Annotated in this window: 11 protein-coding genes and 1 pseudogene; 5 read left to right on the top strand and 7 right to left on the bottom strand. The window is 63.5% G+C overall.

Features of this window, described 5'->3' with window-relative positions:
* Nucleotides 1–269: 269 nt before the first annotated feature.
* On the top strand, nucleotides 270–3,149 hold the full coding sequence (locus tag C4S73_RS24585; RefSeq protein WP_160115902.1) for an autotransporter outer membrane beta-barrel domain-containing protein: 2,880 nt from the start codon (nucleotides 270–272) through the stop codon (nucleotides 3,147–3,149).
* Nucleotides 3,150–3,753: 604 nt separating this feature from the next.
* On the opposite strand, the gene C4S73_RS24580 is transcribed toward C4S73_RS24585, so the two are convergent.
* The 7 genes from C4S73_RS24580 to C4S73_RS24550 all read right to left on the bottom strand — a co-directional run bounded on the left by C4S73_RS24580 (nucleotide 3,754) and on the right by C4S73_RS24550 (nucleotide 11,123).
* Nucleotides 3,754–4,182 (bottom strand): FAD-binding oxidoreductase, encoded by a 429-nt coding sequence (locus tag C4S73_RS24580; protein WP_103875232.1) that lies wholly within the window; start codon nucleotides 4,180–4,182, stop codon nucleotides 3,754–3,756.
* Entirely contained in the window at nucleotides 4,179–5,081 is a 903-nt protein-coding gene (locus tag C4S73_RS24575) for an amidohydrolase family protein (RefSeq protein WP_103875231.1), read from the bottom strand. The genes C4S73_RS24580 and C4S73_RS24575 overlap by 4 nt, the downstream gene beginning before the upstream one ends.
* A complete protein-coding gene (locus C4S73_RS24570) occupies nucleotides 5,074–6,360 on the bottom strand; it encodes an MFS transporter (RefSeq protein WP_103875230.1) in 1,287 nt (428 codons plus the stop codon). The genes C4S73_RS24575 and C4S73_RS24570 overlap by 8 nt, the downstream gene beginning before the upstream one ends.
* Before the next feature lie 127 nt (nucleotides 6,361–6,487).
* Nucleotides 6,488–7,123 (bottom strand): helix-turn-helix domain-containing protein, encoded by a 636-nt coding sequence (locus C4S73_RS24565; RefSeq protein ID WP_244595767.1) that lies wholly within the window; start codon nucleotides 7,121–7,123, stop codon nucleotides 6,488–6,490.
* Nucleotides 7,124–7,705: 582 nt separating this feature from the next.
* Nucleotides 7,706–8,959, bottom strand: a complete 1,254-nt coding sequence (locus C4S73_RS24560) for a flavin monoamine oxidase family protein (protein ID WP_103875228.1) — start codon at nucleotides 8,957–8,959, stop codon at nucleotides 7,706–7,708.
* The gene (locus C4S73_RS24555; protein ID WP_103875227.1) at nucleotides 8,956–10,500 is read right to left on the bottom strand and encodes a cation:proton antiporter; all 1,545 of its coding nucleotides are present in this window, start codon (nucleotides 10,498–10,500) and stop codon (nucleotides 8,956–8,958) included. The genes C4S73_RS24560 and C4S73_RS24555 overlap by 4 nt, the downstream gene beginning before the upstream one ends.
* Before the next feature lie 368 nt (nucleotides 10,501–10,868).
* Entirely contained in the window at nucleotides 10,869–11,123 is a 255-nt protein-coding gene (locus tag C4S73_RS24550; protein ID WP_244595775.1) for a YdeI/OmpD-associated family protein, read from the bottom strand.
* A gap of 1,747 nt (nucleotides 11,124–12,870) precedes the next feature.
* Between C4S73_RS24550 and C4S73_RS24545 the strand changes: the two genes are divergently transcribed.
* From C4S73_RS24545 to C4S73_RS29010, 4 genes and pseudogenes are all read left to right on the top strand, one after another.
* Nucleotides 12,871–13,719: an SEL1-like repeat protein gene (locus C4S73_RS24545; RefSeq protein WP_146071488.1), complete on the top strand. Its 849-nt coding sequence runs from the start codon at nucleotides 12,871–12,873 to the stop codon at nucleotides 13,717–13,719.
* 197 nt (nucleotides 13,720–13,916) lie between these two features.
* Entirely contained in the window at nucleotides 13,917–14,729 is an 813-nt protein-coding gene (locus C4S73_RS24540; protein WP_146071487.1) for a hypothetical protein, read from the top strand.
* Nucleotides 14,729–17,365 (top strand): peptidoglycan-binding domain-containing protein, encoded by a 2,637-nt coding sequence (locus C4S73_RS24535; protein WP_244595766.1) that lies wholly within the window; start codon nucleotides 14,729–14,731, stop codon nucleotides 17,363–17,365. Before C4S73_RS24540 ends, C4S73_RS24535 begins: the two co-directional genes overlap by 1 nt.
* Before the next feature lie 19 nt (nucleotides 17,366–17,384).
* Nucleotides 17,385–17,507, top strand: a pseudogene (locus tag C4S73_RS29010) (transposase); the annotation flags it as partial.
* Nucleotides 17,508–17,580 lie beyond the last annotated feature (73 nt).

Raw genomic sequence — 17,580 nt, 5'->3', positions numbered from 1 at the left:
TCACGGGCTACATGTACCGTGCTGATGGATAGACCAGGAAAGCTTCTGCCTACTTGATGCTGTAGCCGGGCAGCAAGCGAACCAGACGCCCTGCGACGGGGGCGGACCTCAGTCACGGCCGCCCGACACCCGATAGGGCTCGTCTCCAGGACCCTCTCGCTGACAGCCTCGCCCCACCGTCAACAGACAACTCTATTGCCGAATCGTCAGCCGCGATGGCTTACTCTGGGTCATCCGCATCAATACGGACTATGGGGCTGACTATCTCTATGCTTGCCGACCTGACTGTCCCGACGCCGAGCCCGTCGACCCTTCTCTGCGCTTTGACACGCTCCACCGTTCTCATTGCGGTCTCCTCTCTCGCCTTGACGCTGGCGGCCGGGCCCGGCTGGGCCGACGGTGGCGCTGGTGGCGTCGGTGGTGCGGGCGGCACGGACTCTCTCACCAGCGCCGGCGGAGCCGGCGGCGATAGCAATAGTGGCCACGGTGGGGGCGGCGGTGGCGGTGGGGCCGGCCTGACGACCGGTGGCGCAGGCGGCAGTTCTGCCTTCGGCGGCGTTGGTGGCCGCGGCGGCACCCATGGGTATCTTGGCCCGGGCCTGACTAGCTCAAGCTGGGGCGTCCAGGGCGGGCAAGGTCAGGCTTCGCCCTGGGCCTACGGCGGTGGCGGCGGCGGCGCGGGCGGCACGGCCGCAATCGTCACCGGCAGCGGAACGTGGACCCAATCCAACACCGGCACTCTCAAAGGCGGCGATGGCGGTGCGGGAGGTTCGGCTACGAATGGGTACGGCGGCGCTGGAGGCAGCGGCGGCGTGGGGCTTTACTTCACATCCACCGGCGCCAAAACCATTTCCATTGGCTCCTCTGCCGAGGTGACCGGAGGCAATGGCGGGATTGGCGGCCTTGGGGGAACGGCTAATGGCTCGCACGGCGTGGGCGGCGCCGCCATCATCGGCAGCAATCTGTCCATCATCCTTGGCTCCAATTCTAATGTCAGTGGCGGCCTCAATGGTTCCGGCACCGTGCGCGCCAACGCCATCACCTTCACCGGCGGCGCAAACGCGCTGACCCTGAACAGCTCAACGACGTTGAGAGGCGATATCGAGGTCGCGGGCTCGCTTGTCCTCGACAGCCCCACTGATGTCACCCTATCCAATGTCATCAAGGGCTCAGCCAGCGTCTCCAAGATCGGTACGTCCGTACTCACGCTGACCGGCGCCAACACCTATACCGGCGGCACGACGGTCGAGGCCGGCACGTTGCGATGGAGCGGATCCGCCGCCCCCGTCCAATCCACGGCCTATACGGTGAACGGCGGTACGCTCGATCTCGGCAGCCATGACCTGACAGCCTCCTCGCTCTCCGGCACCGGCGGCACTATTGCTCTGAGCAACTACGGCAGGCTGACCGTCGACCAGTCGACCAACACCAGCTACGCGGGCGTCATCTCAGGCACCGGCGACCTGGTGAAGACCGGCAGCGGCACGCTGATGCTGTCGGGCACCAACACCTACTCGGGCGGAACGGGGGTCTACGGCGGCAGGCTGGAGGTAAACGGCTCGCTCGCCAATGCGGTGATCGTGTCAGGCGGGGAGCTTGGAGGCACCGGCTCAGTCGGCCAGACCATCATCAGCGGCGGCACGCTCGCGCCCGGCAACCCGATGGGCACGTTCAACGTCAACGGGGTCCTGAGGCTCGGCTTGCGCTCGACCTATGCGGTGGAAGTCTCGTCATCTGACGCGAGCCGGGTCAATGTTTCCAGCTCGGCCCATCTCGACGGCGGCAAGGTCAGCGCGCGCTTCGCTCCCGGCACCTATGTCTCGAAGCAGTACACCATCCTCCAGTCGAGCGGCGGCATCTATGGCCAATTCGTCAGCGAGACTGACACTAACCTGCCCGCCGGCTTCAAGGCAGCCCTGAGCTATGGCTCTCGTAACGTCTATCTCGATCTGACGTTGGCCATGGCGCCACCTCCCGGCACCAGCTTCACTTCCAACCAAAGTGGTGTCGCCAACGCAGTCACGAGCTATTTTGACAGCAACGGCAGTATCCCGCTGGAACTCGGCGGGCTGACGCCTGCCGGCCTGACGCACGCGGCAGGCGAGCCGGCGACCGGAACGCAGACTGCCACGAATGGCGCCATGACCCAGTTCATGGGCACGCTGGTCGATGCGTCGCCGGAAGGCCGCGGCGTCTCGATCGCGCCCGCGCCCGGCAGCTTCGCCTCCTATGCCGCCTATGGCTCGGGCAAGGCTGCCTCAAGCAAGGATGTTGATCTGCCGACGCGCAAGCTCGCGCTGACCGCCGATCCCGATGCCTGGCGCTGGAGCGTCTGGGGCAGCGGCTTCGGCGGCGCCCAGTTCACCGGCGCCGATGCCAGCGCCGGCACCGCCGCCAACACCAACCGCGTCTATGGCGCCGCCGTCGGCGCCGACTACAAGCTGACGCCCTCGACCATCGCCGGCTTCGCGCTGGCCGGCGGCGCCACCAGCTTCAACACCTATGGGCTCGGCTCCGGCAAATCCGACCTGTTCCAGGCCGGCCTTTTCCTGCGCCAGCATTTCGGGCAGGGCTATCTCTCGGCTGCTCTGGCCTATGGCTGGCAGGACGTTACTACCGATCGCAGCGTTGGCGGCGATCGTCTCGAGGCCAAGTTCGACGTCAACAGCTGGTCGGGCCGGCTCGAGACCGGACATCGCTTCGCGCTCGGCCCCACGGCGCTGACCCCTTACGCCGCGGCGCAGTTCACCATGATCGCGCTGCCGAACTATGCCGAGACGGCGCCGGCCGGCACCAGCCTCTTCGCGCTGTCCTACGCGTCCCGCGACGTCACCTCGACACGCAGCGAGCTCGGCCTGCGGGCGGATGCCAGCTTCAGCCTCGTCGGGCTACCGTTGGCGCTGCGCGGCGCGCTCGCCTGGGTCCACAACTTCGACACCGCCACCACGGCCATCGCCAGCTTCCAATCGCTGCCGGGCGCGACCTTCCTGGTCAGCGGCGCGGCGCTCGACCGCAACGCTCTGCGCACCAGCGCCACCGCCGAGCTCGACCTCAGGAACGGACTCTCCATCGCCGCCACCTTCGACAGCGAGTTCGGCGAGAACAGCAGGAGCCTCGGCGGCAAGGGCGCGATCCGATACAGGTGGTAAGCGGGGCCGCAGGACCAGACCCGGAAGCGGAAATTCCAGCCCGCCAGGGACGGGACGCCGGCCGTCATGCACGGCGCTCCGTAGGTCTGCTTTTCGGCAATCAGCCAGAGTCCGCTCCTGGCCCGATTCCCGACCTCTGGAATGTCGGCTCTCGGGCGGTTTAGTTCAACGGTTGGCCGCGCGGCCGGAGTTGGCGCTTCTCCCCTGATATGCGACAGACATCTTGTTGCCGAGGCGGAATCTGGGAAGCGGCGCTGATCTGCTGCCGCCGCAATGCGGTCAGAATTGATCGTGCTTGGTCTCTTGGACGAAGGCTAAGCGGGTAATGTTCAACGCGTCGGCATTAGCGGCCTCGGTCCCGCCAATTCTGCTGGAGCGTGTCGCGGAGAAGCTTGCTACGTTCGAGCAGGCGGATGTTACGAGCATCGTTGGCGACTTCCCGCAGGCGGGAGCAGGGGCCGTTGAGCAAGGCCGCGCGGATCGCGACCCCAGTCCTTGTCTGGGTCACCGGACATGTTGACCTGCCGACTGGCGGTCAGGACCGAATTTACCGCATGAATTATGCTGTTTGCGTGCTGGGGCTCGGCGATGCGCAAACCCGACATCACTCGGCGCGCGGTGTTGATCGAAATTCTGCTGGCCAAGTCCGTCTCTCAGCGGACCCCGCGAGCACGGCGCCGGCTTCGACCGTCAAGGTCATGCCGACCGGATCGATAGAACGGATCGCGTTCATCCTCGATAAATTCATCACGATCTGGGCCGGTCCGGTGATCGGCACCGCGCCGCCGGCGAGGCTGGTATTGCCGCCCTGCGGCACGATCGCGATACCCCGTTCGGCGCAGAGCCGCACCACGGCGGAGACCTGATCGACGGTTTTCGGCCGAGCCACTGCGAGGGCGGGCGCGCCGAACTCGCCGCGCCAATCCACGCAGTAGGGCGACATCGCTTCATCGCCCAGGACGAGACCGGCATCGCTCAGGATAGAGTGCAGCGCCTCCAGGAACGCGCCGTCCGCGCCGGCAGGTGTTTTCATGAGCCTTGCTGCCCAAAGCCGTAGAGGCGGTGTGCGTTGCCGGTGAGAACCCGGTCGCGGGCAGCCGGATTTGGCACCCAGTCGACGAGCAGGTCGAGCAGATCGCCGACATTCATCATGTGCTGCCAATGCGCGACATGCGGCCAATCCGACCCCCAGACGCAGCGCTCGGGCGCGGCCTCATGAAGCAGGCGGGCAAAGGGAACCGTGTCCGCATAGGGTGGGCCCTCGACCGTGTTGCGGTAGGCGCCCGAGAGCTTGACCCAGGCGCCATCGCGCACGAGCGAGACAAGCGTCTGGAAGCCGGGATCGTGGATTCCCCGCGCGACGGGAAAATGCCCCCAATGATCGACGACGAAGGGCACGGGCAGGCGGGCGAGCTTCGGGGCCAGCGGAGACAGATCCCTGGCGTCGATCAGGAACTGCAGATGCCAACCCATCTCTTTGGCCAGAGCCGCATAGTCGTTCAACTGGTCGAAGCCGATCCCGCCGCCATACAGGATATTGAGGCGCAAGCCGACGACCCCTGCTTCCTTGAGCGCCAACAGCTCTTTATCGGGCAGGCCGAGCGGGATGACGGCGATGCCGCGCAGCCGGTCGCGGTTCGCCTTCAGGGTCTCGACCATCAGGCTGTTGTGCGTGCCGTGGACGCTGACTTGAACCAGGACACCATAGGTCATACCCGTTGCGTCCAGCATCGCGAAATAGCTCTCGGGCGTGGCTGGTGCGGGCGTGTAGCTCCTGCCGGCCACGAACGGGTGAGCCGGAGGTTGCCCGATGACATGAGCGTGGGTATCGACCGCCCCTTTCGGCACGGCGAAGCGCATCGGCCGGCGAGGATGGGGATCGGGCCCTGGGCAGGCCGGGGCCCGATCGGTTGGAGAAGCCGTCTCACGCATCGGCGTGCAGCACCTTGCCGCGCGTCTCTGGCAGCGCATAAGCCGCCAGGAAGAACAGGACATAGGCGACGAGGGCGAAGAGGCAGATCGCGTTGGCCAGCGACGTTACTTGCGACAAGTACCCCACGAGGAAGGGAAAGAGCGCGCCGACACCCCGTCCGAAATTATAGCAGAAGCCCTGGCCGGAGCCGCGCAGCCTGGTCGGATAGAGTTCTGTCAGGAAGGCGCCCATGCCCGAGAAATAGCCGGAGGCGAAGAAGCCGAGCGGAAAACCGAGAACCCAGAGCAGTTCGTTCGACAGCGGAAGCTGCGTATAGGCGAGTACGACCACCATGGCCCCGAGCGAAAAGGAAAGGAACAGGCTGCGGCGGCCATATTTGTCGGCGAACCAGGCACCGACGAGATAGCCGACGAAGGAACCGATGATCACAGCCGAAAGATAACCGGTCGAGCTCACGATCGAGAGCTTCCGTTCCGTCGTCAGGAAGCGTGGCACCCAGAAGGTGATGGCGTAGTAACCGCCCTGGCAGCCGGTGGTAACGAGCGAAGCCAGGATGGTCGTCTTCAGAATCGGGCCTTGGAAGATCTCGAGGATCGACGGGCGGTCGCCGGTGGCTGCAAGCTTGGCGCGGGCTTCGACCGAGACCTCCGGCTCCTTCACATAGGCGCGCAGATACAGGACCAGCAGCGCCGGCAGCGCTCCGATCGCGAACATCCAGCGCCAGGCCTGCTCCGCCGGTAGCAGCGAGAACAGCGCCGCCTGCGCCAGCACGGCGAGCCCCCAGCCGACCGCCCACCCCGACTGGACCGAGCCAACCGCACGTCCCCGGTACTGTGCGCGGATCGTTTCTCCCATCAGCACGGCGCCAGCCGCCCATTCGCCACCGAAGCCAAGCCCCAGCAAGGCACGGAAGATCAGGAGCTGCTCGAAATTCTGCGCGAATGCACAGAGCAGCGAAAAGAAAGAGAACCAGATGATGGTCAGTTGGAGCGTGCGGACCCGGCCGATGCGGTCGGCGAGATAGCCCGCGCCCCATCCGCCGAGCGCCGAAGCCAGCAATGTCACGGTACCGGCAAGGCCGGCGGTGCCAGCATCTACCTGCCACAGCATGATGATCGTGCCGATCACCAGCGGGTAGATCATGAAATCCATCCCGTCGAGCGCCCAGCCCGTGGCGCAGGCCCAGAACGTGCGCTTCTCGGGGACGGTCATGTCCCTGTAGAAGCCGGTCAGGCTGGTATCCTCGATCGGCGCGACCGTGCTTGAAGATGTTGCCATTCGTAACCTCCCTCGCATCGCCTTCCATGGGCGATTCGCTCAAGAGGACAGGTCTCCCAAAACGCCCAAAGACGTCTGCCGGAAAATTCTCCAGCGGCACCCTGATATCCGGCGTTTTGTCGAAAAATTACCCATACCCGCGTTGCAGGCGGCGATAGCGCGCCGGGCTCTCGCCGGTCACGGCTCGAAAGGCGACGCCGAAATGCGATTGTGAGGAGAAGCCGACCGCCAGGGCGATCTCGACGATCGGCAGGTCGGATGTCGCGAGCAGCCGCCGGGCGACGAGAACCCGTTGCTCCACCACGAAGCGATGCGGCGTGAGGCCGGTCGAGCGCTTGAAGCTTCGGATAAAGTTGGAAGGGCTCATGCCCGCGACCTGCGCCATCGCCGCCAAAGTGACCGGAGCGCCGGGATCGGCTCGCACGAACTCGGCGACGCGCGCGCGCATCGTCTCGTCCAGGCTCGGCAGACGCTCGGATTTCAGTGTGCCCGGCGCCGCGTAGCGGTCCGACAGGTGCAGCGCGAGCGTGTAGGCGACCTGCTCAGCCAACAGTGCATTAGGCCGGTGCCCGCTGTCGCTGGCCTCGACCAGCCGTTGAGCCGACATCTCAAGCAGCGGATCTGCGGTGTCCCATGCAAGGTCCATCAGAGCGATCGGGCCCGCCGATCCGCGCGCCGCGGCCACCTCCCGTAGCAGCGCTTCGCCAAGGTAAAGCAGCAGCAGCTTTCCGGACCCGACCTCAGGTACGGCATCCACGACCACGCTGCGCCCGGGTTGCCCGATACGGAAACGCCCCGCGTGAACGGGAGCGTCCCGCCGGACCCTGCCGTTTTCGATCAGTACATGCCGGCGAACGTCATAGAGCGTGATCGCGACCGTCGGAACCGGAAGTGCCCCGAACTCGTAGACATGCGGGCCCGTGACGTCGCTGACAGCCGCGGCGAAGCCTGTTGTCGACCAAAGGTCGATCAGAGCCGATTGCCTTCGCCCTGTAACGAGTTCAGCGTGAAGAAGCGGATTCAGCTGCATCAAACTCGGTCAAACCGGATAATCTCTTTCGTTAGCACCGATCACGCGAATTCGCCACGCCCCTCGTTCGTCTTGGAGGTTCACTTGGCTGAATCTGGCGCTTCAGTGGGGTGCACATTCCAGCTCGCCTTCAATATTTCACCGCTTCAATTTCGGGACGTCGCACTTCCGTCCCAAATCGAGGCGGTTGTTCAACGAACCCGATTTCCCTTTTCGCGTATCCTGCTGGAGATCACCGAGAATGCACTCATTGACGAACTCGAAACCGCACAGTCCTTGCTCACGCTGAGCCGCTCTGTCTCACGTGAGGTCAAATCAAGATTTGAACTTTGCGCCAGCGAAAGCGATGCCGCGATTTTGCAGAATGCCCTGTGCGGAGGAAAGCCCGGTCTGATAGGCTCCGTGCGCGGTCGAGAAATCGAGCGCCGAGCAGGCCTCGCCGGCGAAGTAGATCCGCCCGTCGATATCGCTGGCGAGGACCGCGCGGGCGTCGGCATGGCCTGGAAGGGCATGGCTGTAAGAGCCCTGCGAGAAAGGCAGGCGGCCCCAGCGCGATTGGGCGATCGGCGTCAGCCGGTTCCTGATCCCCGAGCCGAAAAGCCCGGCCAGCTCATCAAGCGCGAAGGCGGCCATTGCGTCGCCGTCGGCTTCAAATTCGCGCGCGGCCGCGCCCCCCACGAAGCCTTCGATCAGTGGACGGCCGAAAGGCCGTAGATGATAGCTCGCAGTTCGCACCGAATGCGGATTACCAAGCACCTGGGTATCGGGCTCGAATCCCTCGCAATCCGCGAGCCTGAAGATGATCTTGTCCGCCAGACCAAGCGGAAGCCGCGTGGCGGCATCGATGTGATCCACGGCCCGTGGGGGCAGACGCAGCGCGCCGGATGCAAGGACATCCGTCGGGATCGTAACGATGACGCTCGTGGCATCGAGCGTGCCCCTCGGTGTGGTCAGCCGCAGTGCCCGGCGCGATGCGTCGATCGTCGAGACCGGCGTGTCGAGCGTGACCGGGACGCCCCTGGCCGCGGCGGCCACGAGCGTGCCGTAGCCCTCGACGACGCGCCAGTTCACGCCGGTCTCCGCATCGGCATAGGCGAGATAGTCGCGAACCGAGAGATGCTCCAGTTCGGTGCCGTTGATGTAGCCGCTGAGGGCTTCGAGATAGGGTGTCCAGCGGTCACCAGGCTCCAGCAGGTCCGAGGCGCGGTCGCTGGCGAGAGGCGTCTCACGCAGGCGCTGCTCGAAACGCCCGAAGGCTGCACTGGCCGCGCGCTGCTCGGCGGCGGGAAATCCGAGATCGCGAAACTGGCTGCGCCATGGCGGCGTAGTGCGATCGACATGGAAGCCGAGCTCCGGCGCCAGCGAAGCCCAGGGGTTCCGGTCCGCCGAATGCAGCCAGCCGCAGCCGAGATCGAAGTGCAGGCCGTCACTGACGGCGGTATGAGCCCGGCCGCCGATCCTGTCGGTCGCCTCGATCAGCAGCACGTCGAGCCCGGACGCCGCGAGGAGCCGGCCCGCCGCAACCCCGGCCGCGCCGGCTCCTACGATGGCGACGTCGAGCGTCTTCATGCCGTCCCCTCCCGTGGCGCGGCCCCCAGTTCCAGCCAGTCGAGTTCCTCCTCGAGCCGGTGGAAAGCGTCATCGCCGACGATTCCGCGCTGCCTCAGATCGAAGGCGGTGCGGCGCGCCGCCGCGATGGCCGTCCGCCGCAGGGCGTTATGGTCGGTGTCGAGCCGCGCGTTGCGCCCGGTCTGCTCCAGCATGTCGCGATACTCTTGCCGGATCGCCACAGCTGCCGGCGGCAGCGCGCCTTCGAGGGATCCGATCGCGGCCTCCAGCGCGGCCTTGCGCGCGATGGCGAACTCGCGGTCGACCGGGCGGTCGTCGCTGATGGCGAGATAGCGCAGCAGCGGCGCCAAAGTCAGCCCTTGGATCAGGAGTGTGCCGACCACGACCGTGAAGGCACAGACGAGGATCATGTCCCGGTAGGGAAAGTCGGCGGGAAGGGCGTAGGCGGCGGCGAGTGTGACGATGCCGCGCATCCCGCTCCAGGCGACGATCACGCTGCCCTTTGCGGTCTGCAGCGATGCCGCTTTTTCGCTCGCGTTGGCGGCGCCGCCGGGGCGCAGGGCGGCCAGCGCCCTGTAGGTCATCACCCAGGTCAGCCGCACCAGAATGACGGTTGCGAGGACCGCGAGCGCGATCCAGGTATATTGGACGCGCTGCGCCGCATCGAGGCTGTCGAGGATGGGCCGCAATTGCAGGCCGACGAGCACGAAGGCCAGCACCTGGAGCACGAAGACGGTGGTTTCCCAGACCGCATAGGATGGGATGCGCAACCGCGCGCTGGTCCGTTCCGGCGCCGTCCTGGCAAGGGTGATGCCATAGACGACGATGGTGATGATCCCCGATAGATGCAGCCGCTCAGCCAGGATCCAGACACCGAAGGTCGAGATGAATTGCAGGATGATGGCGCTCGGCGGGTCCCGGAACAGCGCGAGCAGCCGCACTGCAACCAGGCCGAGGAGAGCGCCGAGGACGAGACTGCCGAACGTGACGAGCGCAAAGGCTGGCAGCGCACTCGTCACGCTGAAACTGCCGGCCGCGACCGCTCCCAGCGCGAGGCGGTAGATCAGCAGCGCGGTCGCGTCGTTCAGCAGGCTCTCACCCTCGAGGATCACGACGATACGATGCGGTGGCCGCACCTTTCTCAGGATCGCCGTAGCCGCGACAGCGTCGGGCGGCGCGACGATCGCACCAAGCGCGATCGCGGCAGCCCAGGGCAGGTCAGGCACGAACCACCGCGCCACGATGGCGACGACGACCGTCGTGACGCCGACCGCGACGAAGACCAGGCTACCCACCGGCAGCCAGTTCCGGCGTAGATCGCGCGGGGAGCTGTCGAAGGCCGCATCAAGCAGGATCGGCGCGACAAACAGGGCCAGCACCAGCTCCGGATCGAGCGCTATGCGCGGCGCATGGGGGATGAAGGCAAGGGCCGTCCCGCCGATGGCGAGCACCACGGGATAGGGGATTCCCGCCCGCCGCGCTGCTGCAGCGAGGATCACGGCCCCGAACATGATGGCGAGGATCGATTCAAAGAAGATCATGCCCGCCGACCTTACCGCTGATTGCGCGGGTGTCGATCAATACTGATCGGAACGCCGTCGCTGTCGCATCATGGCTTTTATCGGGCTCCGGTATCACAGAGATCACAGATACGACCGATGTGATTGACCAAGAACGGATAGTTTTGATGCCTCCAGGCGGCAGCGCCCCCTTTCTTGTTGTGGTCATTGCGCCAGCAGCTGCCGTTGGCGTTTCCCTGGAAGCAGACCTTGGCGATAATGGCTTTAGGCGCCGGGCCCGCCCTCGCTCGAGGTCTTGCACTGCTTTGGGAACGACCGGTCCTGGTGAAATGCGACCCGGCCGCTTTCGCCCGGCAACGACGCAATCGAGTGTCCGCTTGTTGACCGGCTTATGGGCCGCTCTTCCCCTTCTTATCAATCAGGACGGCCTGCTGCCACCGGCTTGGCGCTTTGTCGGCACGGTGAATACAACCCGCCCAACAGCATGGCCGCTTTTTTCCTTCCAAAATTTCCTCACAAGTTCGCTCGATCCGGCGTTGACGCGTCGCTGGCTGCTTCGCGTCATCGACCCAGCAGATGAACTCGTTTCGACCAAGCGGCGTCAGGTTCTCCCAAAGCGCAAAGACCTTTGGATCTGAACGCACGGCTGCTTGAAAGTCCTCACGTGCCTCATGGACTGTGCCATTCGGAAAAGCGTTCCCCACAAAACCTCCAACCAATGTCACGCCGGCCAGTCAGGCTCACGGCCTTAGCGTTAAGGGCACCCCCGAACTTGCAAGCTGGACATTTCGAATGTCAACATTTCGGCGGAACAGCTCGGGTTCGCCCCGGACAGAACCTAGCCGATCCCACCAGACCTTGTCGCTTCGGTCGGCGAATTACGCTTACGCCCAGACATACATATATATGTAAATAGAATAATTGTTGTATTTGTAGAAATTATCTAGACGAATATCAGGGTAATTTATGTATCTTACTTCATGCTTCATTTCAATCAGCGATGTCTATGTGGGCATTGTTGGTCCAACTATCGTTTATTCGCGATCGACTTTGCAAATTAGCCTGAATTCTAGTAGGGGCAAGCAAGCCAGCGCGCGGCTTTCCGGACGGAGGGCGAAATTGCCGCAATCCATCTTCGCTCACCAATGTGCGCCCGTCGCTGGCAGTCTTGGCGTTAGGCCCTACCCATGCTTCTCCAGCCGCCTTCGCCTGCTCTCGTTTGGCAAAACCCACGGTGTGGTCGCCCTTGCCTGCCGCCGCGGTTCGAAGCATTCCACTTAGTAAATGCCAATCGTCAGATTGGGATGTCTTAGAGGCTGTATGCTCCTTATCATTCGCTACTAAATGTTTCATGCCAGCGATGCGCTCCTGAAGGAGCTTCATGCTTTTATGAACTGCAGTTTGGCTCAGAAATTCTTGTCTTTGCCGCAACCCCACAGTTCCACCGCCCAAATTACCGCGAGGATTCCCGCTCCCCAGAAACTGACCGACCAGTGTGCGGTTGCCGGTTGCCAGAACCAGGTACTCGGGTTGCGCCCTCGGCGGCGATTTGGCGTTGGGTGGGGGCTTTGAGCCCCCACCGCCATTGGAAGAGTAGCTGTTGTCGTTCGCGGCTTTCGTTGGCGCGCGGGCAACGAGCGCGACCGCCGCAGCGCCTGCGCCAATCGCAGCGATGCGGCGCGCTGCCTGAGATGACGCCGCTGTCGGGCTTGCGCTTGCTGCTCGGTTGAAGGCGGACGTCGTGCGCCCTGCGATGCCAACAGAGGCGATCCTTGATGCCACCACATTCGTGACATTTGCATTCCGCCGTATCGCTAACGCGGGCGCGGTCAGCGCTGAGGACGCCCCGAAGCGAGAGATGTAGCCTCCCGTTGAGCGAGCGCCGACCTGTACAGCTCCGATTCCGAAACGGGAATTTGGTCCCGCGACGGGATTTCCGGCACGAAGCGGCGGGACGAACGGGCGCGCATAGGGAGACGGACCGGACGGCGCAACGGGAGCAATGCGCGGTTGCGTTGTCGCCGGGCGCTGAACCGGCTGGGCGGGGCGATAAGTTGGTACTGTTGGCTGCCGGAAGGCCGGAGCCGGTGTGGGCGCTCTATAGGCCGGGGGGCTGTAGGAAGGCGCTCGATAGGCTGGCGGTGGCGTATAGCTGTTGCCGCGCCCTTGCGTCAGGTGAATATCTGCGTCGCCGGCGTGGCTCACCACGGCGCGAGCTGCTGCGCCGTGCGGGCTCGCGAAGGCTGTTGCCTGCTGCACGGTCATCAGCGCGATACAAAGAGCAGAAACAACGCGCCGCCATGCCCTTGTCATTGCAACCCCCTCTTGTATCGCACCACCAGTTACTTCTAATCTGACAGGCAATAAACGCTGGGGAAAGGGTCTTGCCGGATGTCGTTTCATTTGCGCCATGCGACTCATGCGTGCATGGCGTTGGCCATTGTGTTTGGGCTAGGTGCCGAGGTCAAAGCTGAGGACGCCGACCTTCTCGATCTCGTCAAGGAATGCGACATCCTGGCCGCTCATCCCTCCGACCCCAAGCGCATGGCTGAAGGGGTGTCGGATGACCGGATTGTGCCGCGCTTGGCGGTCCGTGCGTGCGAGCAGGCCATCAAGGAAGATAGCAAGGATCCGCGCTTCTCCTTCCAGCTTGGCCGTGCTTTGCTAGCGGCAGGCAAGAAAACTGAAGCAGCGACCGAGTTTCGGAAATCTGCGCAAGCCGGTCACGCGGCTGGCTGGGCTTATCTTGGCGACGCGCTCCAGTTCGGGCATGGCCAGCCAATTGACTATGAGAAGGCTCGCGAAGCCTATGGCAAAGCACGCGATGGCGGGTTTGAGCGAGCAGCCGAACTCGTCAGCCAGCTCAATTTTCTGCCGGACATGTACGCTATCGGGATCATGGCGCAGCTCTACAGCCGGGATTTTTCGGCAATCGCGACGATTGCCAGAGAATCAAATCGAAAATGGCTGACCCGCGCTTATGTCTTTTCGCTCGTTCAGAAACTGGTCGGTGAATGCGACGAAGTGATCGCACCCACGCGCATCGTTGCACTCTACACGTTTCGGTATGGCGGAGGGTGGTCCGGCGAAACCGACGCACAAACCTCGGTGGGCATTTTTTCGGCTGTCGGCGAGCACGATGCACGTCTTTTTCTGAAGCGGCATGGATGCGATGGCGTCATTGCCAAACACGTATTCTCCTCGATCGACAGCTTTCTGGCAGAATTCAAGGAAACATGAGACCCGCCATGAAGATAGTTCTGGCTACCAGCGTGGCTATACTCGTTTCCGTCTCGACATGGGCAGGCGCCCAGGTGTCCCTTCCGCTTCCACCGGCGCCATCGAGCCCCAGCACCAGCGTGCTGAAGGCAGCCCCCTTGCCGCCATTGCCGTCTTCATCTCAGCCGGCGACCGCGTCTCAGCCAGAGGCGCCCGCCGTGGTGCAGAAGCCGGCCACGATAGAGGCTTTGCCTCAGGTCGCAGCGCCCGAGCAATCTCCGGTGCTGAGCGGTCTCAATTTGCCCGGTGTCGTTGCCGCGCTGCTGGCGAACAATGCGGGGAGCCTGCCGGACTTCCGGGATGTGCGGCGGTACATATTCTCGGTCTATGCCGGCATGGCTGGGGTATGCGGGCCGCACACGGATTCGGCGAGCCTCAACGCCATGGGATATGTCGAACCGGGGCTCGGGCCAGGTCGGGATGTGGCAGAGGTCGGCATGCAAAAGGGCATGCAGTTTCTGATGAACCTCGCGCAGATGCATAAGAGCGGGGATATCAATGCCTTCGCGAAGTCCCTCACTGCGGATGCGCCCAGGGTGGCGGAAGGCGAGGCTGACGGTGTGACCATCGCCTCGCGGCTCGGCTGTCGCACGACTGAATACGTCACCTTCGTCGGCGTGATCGAACGGCTGATGCAAGCGAAGACCGGCACCAACCCAAAACAAGCCGACCAGGTTGTCTTCGCCACGCTGATGAGCCCTGCCTTTCGCAATCAGCACGGCATCGAGGACCCGGCCGTAACGCTCAGGAAGCGGAAGATCGAGAAGGCAACCGCCCAGGCTCGGCAGCTCTGTTCCGTCAAATACGATTCCTCTTCCTTCTGCGGATGCCTCTTTGGGAAGCTGAAGTCCAACGATCTCAGTGAGGACGACTGGGAGGCGATGGGCCAGCAGTTCTCGGCCGTCGTGAAGGTCGCCTCGAAAAAGCTCGAAGTCGCTCAATCCATCCGTTCTTGCGTGCGGGAATCATGATGCCCAACGTCGGCAAACCTGTCGTCCTGCTCATTTCTGCAGCCCTAGTCGCGACACTCGTCGCTCCTTCCGCCCAGGCGCAGCCCCGTCGCGTGGGCCCAGCCCTTGGTATTGCTGCCGGGCTTGGCGTCCTGGGCCTGCTCCTGTCCCAGCCACGTGCCCGCGCTGAGCCAATGCCGCGCCGGGCCAGTCGCCCGGTGCAGCAACGTGCGCCGGCCGCGCAAGGCGTCGACATGGAGGCCGTCCAGAAAGCGCTTGTCGCGCGAGGATATGATGTCGGGACTCCCAATGGAAAGTCAGGCCCAAAAACCCGCGCGGCGATCTCCGCCTATCAGCGAGACAACGGCCTGCCCGCCACGGGGAAGCTCCATCCCGCGCAGATGACGGCTCTGGTTGGCGCCGCCGGGGCAGTGGGCGCTGGTGCCGTGGCTAGCGGTGTTCTCACTGATGGAACTGCGTTGGCGGCCCCTCCGCAACAGCCCCTCCAGCAGTCGCCGCTCCTTGTAGCGACGGAAACGGAGCTTGCCAGTGGTCCGCGCGAGCTCCCCGTCGGGCCGAATGACGCGGCTTGGGCATCGGGAACGTGGACCGGATCGACCAGATGCTGGCAACGCATCTACGACATAAAAATGGTCGTGCCGGTGGCAACCGAAGGGGCCAAAACCCGCATAGAATATAGTTGGCGTGCGGATCTCCGATCAACCAAGCCATCCGGAAAGCCGCTCAATGGAGCTGGCGCCGTCGAGCTGGGTACGAATCGACGTGGCTTCGAGGCGACATCGGTTCTCTCTGGCGAACAAGATCATCCGTTCAAGAGCCTTACTCTGCGAGAAGGTAGCGAAAATCGACCCGTCTTTCGCTCGGCTCCCTGTAGTGGTGAACTACCGCTTACGCGCACCCCTGAAACCGTGCCGAAGCGGCAACTGCCGCAGAGCGTCGGTCTTGGCGCGGTTCAAGCAAGCCTGACGGGTGCGGCCGGTGGCGCACAGGCGAGCGGGACGCCCGCGAACGGCATCTTCGGGCAATGGGACGGCGAACTGAAATGCACGCGCGGAGGCAATCGCCAGCTATTCATGCGGTTTGGGACGGTTCCTGAAATCGCGCAATCCGGATCGCAACGCGTCGATCAAAGTCTTATGGCCGCCAATCGGGCTGGACGGGTAGCCGCGCTGATCACACAGGCCGTCGCCGGCAATGCAGGCGGCGGTTCCATCTGGACGAGATTGGTCGGCGAGTATTCGGAAGAGGACAAAAGCTATCGGTTTGCCGCTGTTTCCGGAGGAGGTGGGGATTCTTCCATCGCCAACCTCGTGCTCCGCCAGACTGCAAGCGGCATCGAGGGTACTATCAGCGGCGAGCCGTGCACTGAGCTGAAGGGCGCGCGGCCCGATCCCCTGGGAAGTCCGGAAATGCCCTCGGTCCGTCTTCCTGCGAACGGCGGAACATTTTATGCCGCGCGTGATATTGGAGCGCGCTGCGACGCGTTGATCAAGTGGGGCGCGCGAGCGGACAAGGAATATCCGGCATCGGTTCAGCGAAACCAGCGAATCGATACTTCGATCCTTTTCATCGATCCTGAGTTCGTACCGGTGTTTGGTCGAACCATCGAAGCCGCACGCGGAACGAGTGTCGGCTCGGACATTTCCAACACGATCCGGGAATGTTCCAAAGACCCGCTGACAAAGCCGCGGATGGCCTTCCTTGCAACGAATATTGACAGGAACGTTGTTCAACCCGATGGCTTTGACTGGTCCGCGACCACCTTCATTGTGAAAAATGTCGGCCTGACGCGCGTTGCCTTGAATCAACTCAACGTCGCACGCCTTGAAGCGACGCGCATGAACGACCTTTCAGAGGCCATAATCCACCTTGCATCCGCCAGGGTGCGATTCGACAGCGCATCGATCACGATGATCCCGTCGCAAAAGGCCGAGATCAACGCATCGATCAAGGACATTCTGTCGAAGAGCGCCGAGCGCATTGTCGAAGACGAACAGCGCAGAATTGAGAACGAAGCGACCTGGGTCAAGCTGGACAGCCTGCGCTCGCTTCGTCTGTTCTCATCGCCTGCCACCGTGCATCTGAACGAGGAAGCCAGGCAGAAGGCTCTTGCGCGGCTCGCGGTTCCGGAAGGCGCGGCGGCTGCGGAAGCGTTCGAGCCGATGTTCGCCAAGGCGAAGGCATTGCCCGCCAGCGCCGAAGGCCTTCATGACATGGACGCGCTTGAGGCAGTGAAGCTCTTCGTCCTCTTGTCGGCGCCGGTCCGTGATCCCCTACAGGCCGCCTGGAACACGCATCGTGACGAGAAGCAAAAAGAGGCCGTCGGCCAAGAACTCGCCCGCGCATTCGCTTCACCGCGCGACCCTGTCGGCCTTCAGTATGGGGCTGGGTGGCTAGTAGCCTTCAAACAGCGCTGGAGTGCCCACCAGGACTCTCAAGTTGTCAAAACCGCTCTGAAATATTTCTTCGACGACCGCAAAGCCCGTTTGCGGGAAGCGCTGCCATCATTCCAGTCGGCAGTGAGCAGCACTCCAGGCGAAGCCAAACCCGCTCTTCTGGCTCGCTATCTGGCTTTGCCCGAGGATCAACGCGATCCCATATCGCTGGAATATGAAATGGTCTTGGCCGGTATCTGATTTTTGTTTTTGCCTTCCGAGCTTCGCTGGAATCTACAAGTGGAACGCGAAGCTTGGTGGGATGGACGTGTTCGAGGCCCGGCGCCTTCGGACGCCGGAGGATGAGAACGCCAAGCTCAAGCGTGTGCTGGCCGATGCGATGCGAGCGGACGGACCCTCACGTCTTTCTCACCGCGTAGATAGTACGCGCAGCTCTGCTGAACCGCGAGATAATG

This window comes from Allobosea lathyri, assembly GCF_900108245.1.
Lineage (GTDB): Bacteria > Pseudomonadota > Alphaproteobacteria > Rhizobiales > Beijerinckiaceae > Allobosea > Allobosea lathyri.
Note: the sequence above shows the minus strand (reverse complement) of the source record. Positions and strands in the feature narration are given on the sequence as shown.

Excerpts from the sequence above, each read along its gene's own strand:
- C4S73_RS24585 (WP_160115902.1), top strand. The coding sequence starts at position 270 with ATGCTTGCCGACCTGACTGTCCCGACGCCGAGCCCGTCGACCCTTCTC.
- C4S73_RS24580 (WP_103875232.1), bottom strand. The coding sequence starts at position 4,182 with ATGAAAACACCTGCCGGCGCGGACGGCGCGTTCCTGGAGGCGCTGCAC.
- C4S73_RS24575 (WP_103875231.1), bottom strand. The coding sequence starts at position 5,081 with ATGCGTGAGACGGCTTCTCCAACCGATCGGGCCCCGGCCTGCCCAGGG.
- C4S73_RS24570 (WP_103875230.1), bottom strand. The coding sequence starts at position 6,360 with ATGGCAACATCTTCAAGCACGGTCGCGCCGATCGAGGATACCAGCCTG.
- C4S73_RS24560 (WP_103875228.1), bottom strand. The coding sequence starts at position 8,959 with ATGAAGACGCTCGACGTCGCCATCGTAGGAGCCGGCGCGGCCGGGGTT.
- C4S73_RS24555 (WP_103875227.1), bottom strand. The coding sequence starts at position 10,500 with ATGATCTTCTTTGAATCGATCCTCGCCATCATGTTCGGGGCCGTGATC.
- C4S73_RS24545 (WP_146071488.1), top strand. The coding sequence starts at position 12,871 with ATGTCGTTTCATTTGCGCCATGCGACTCATGCGTGCATGGCGTTGGCC.
- C4S73_RS24535 (WP_244595766.1), top strand. The coding sequence starts at position 14,729 with ATGCCCAACGTCGGCAAACCTGTCGTCCTGCTCATTTCTGCAGCCCTA.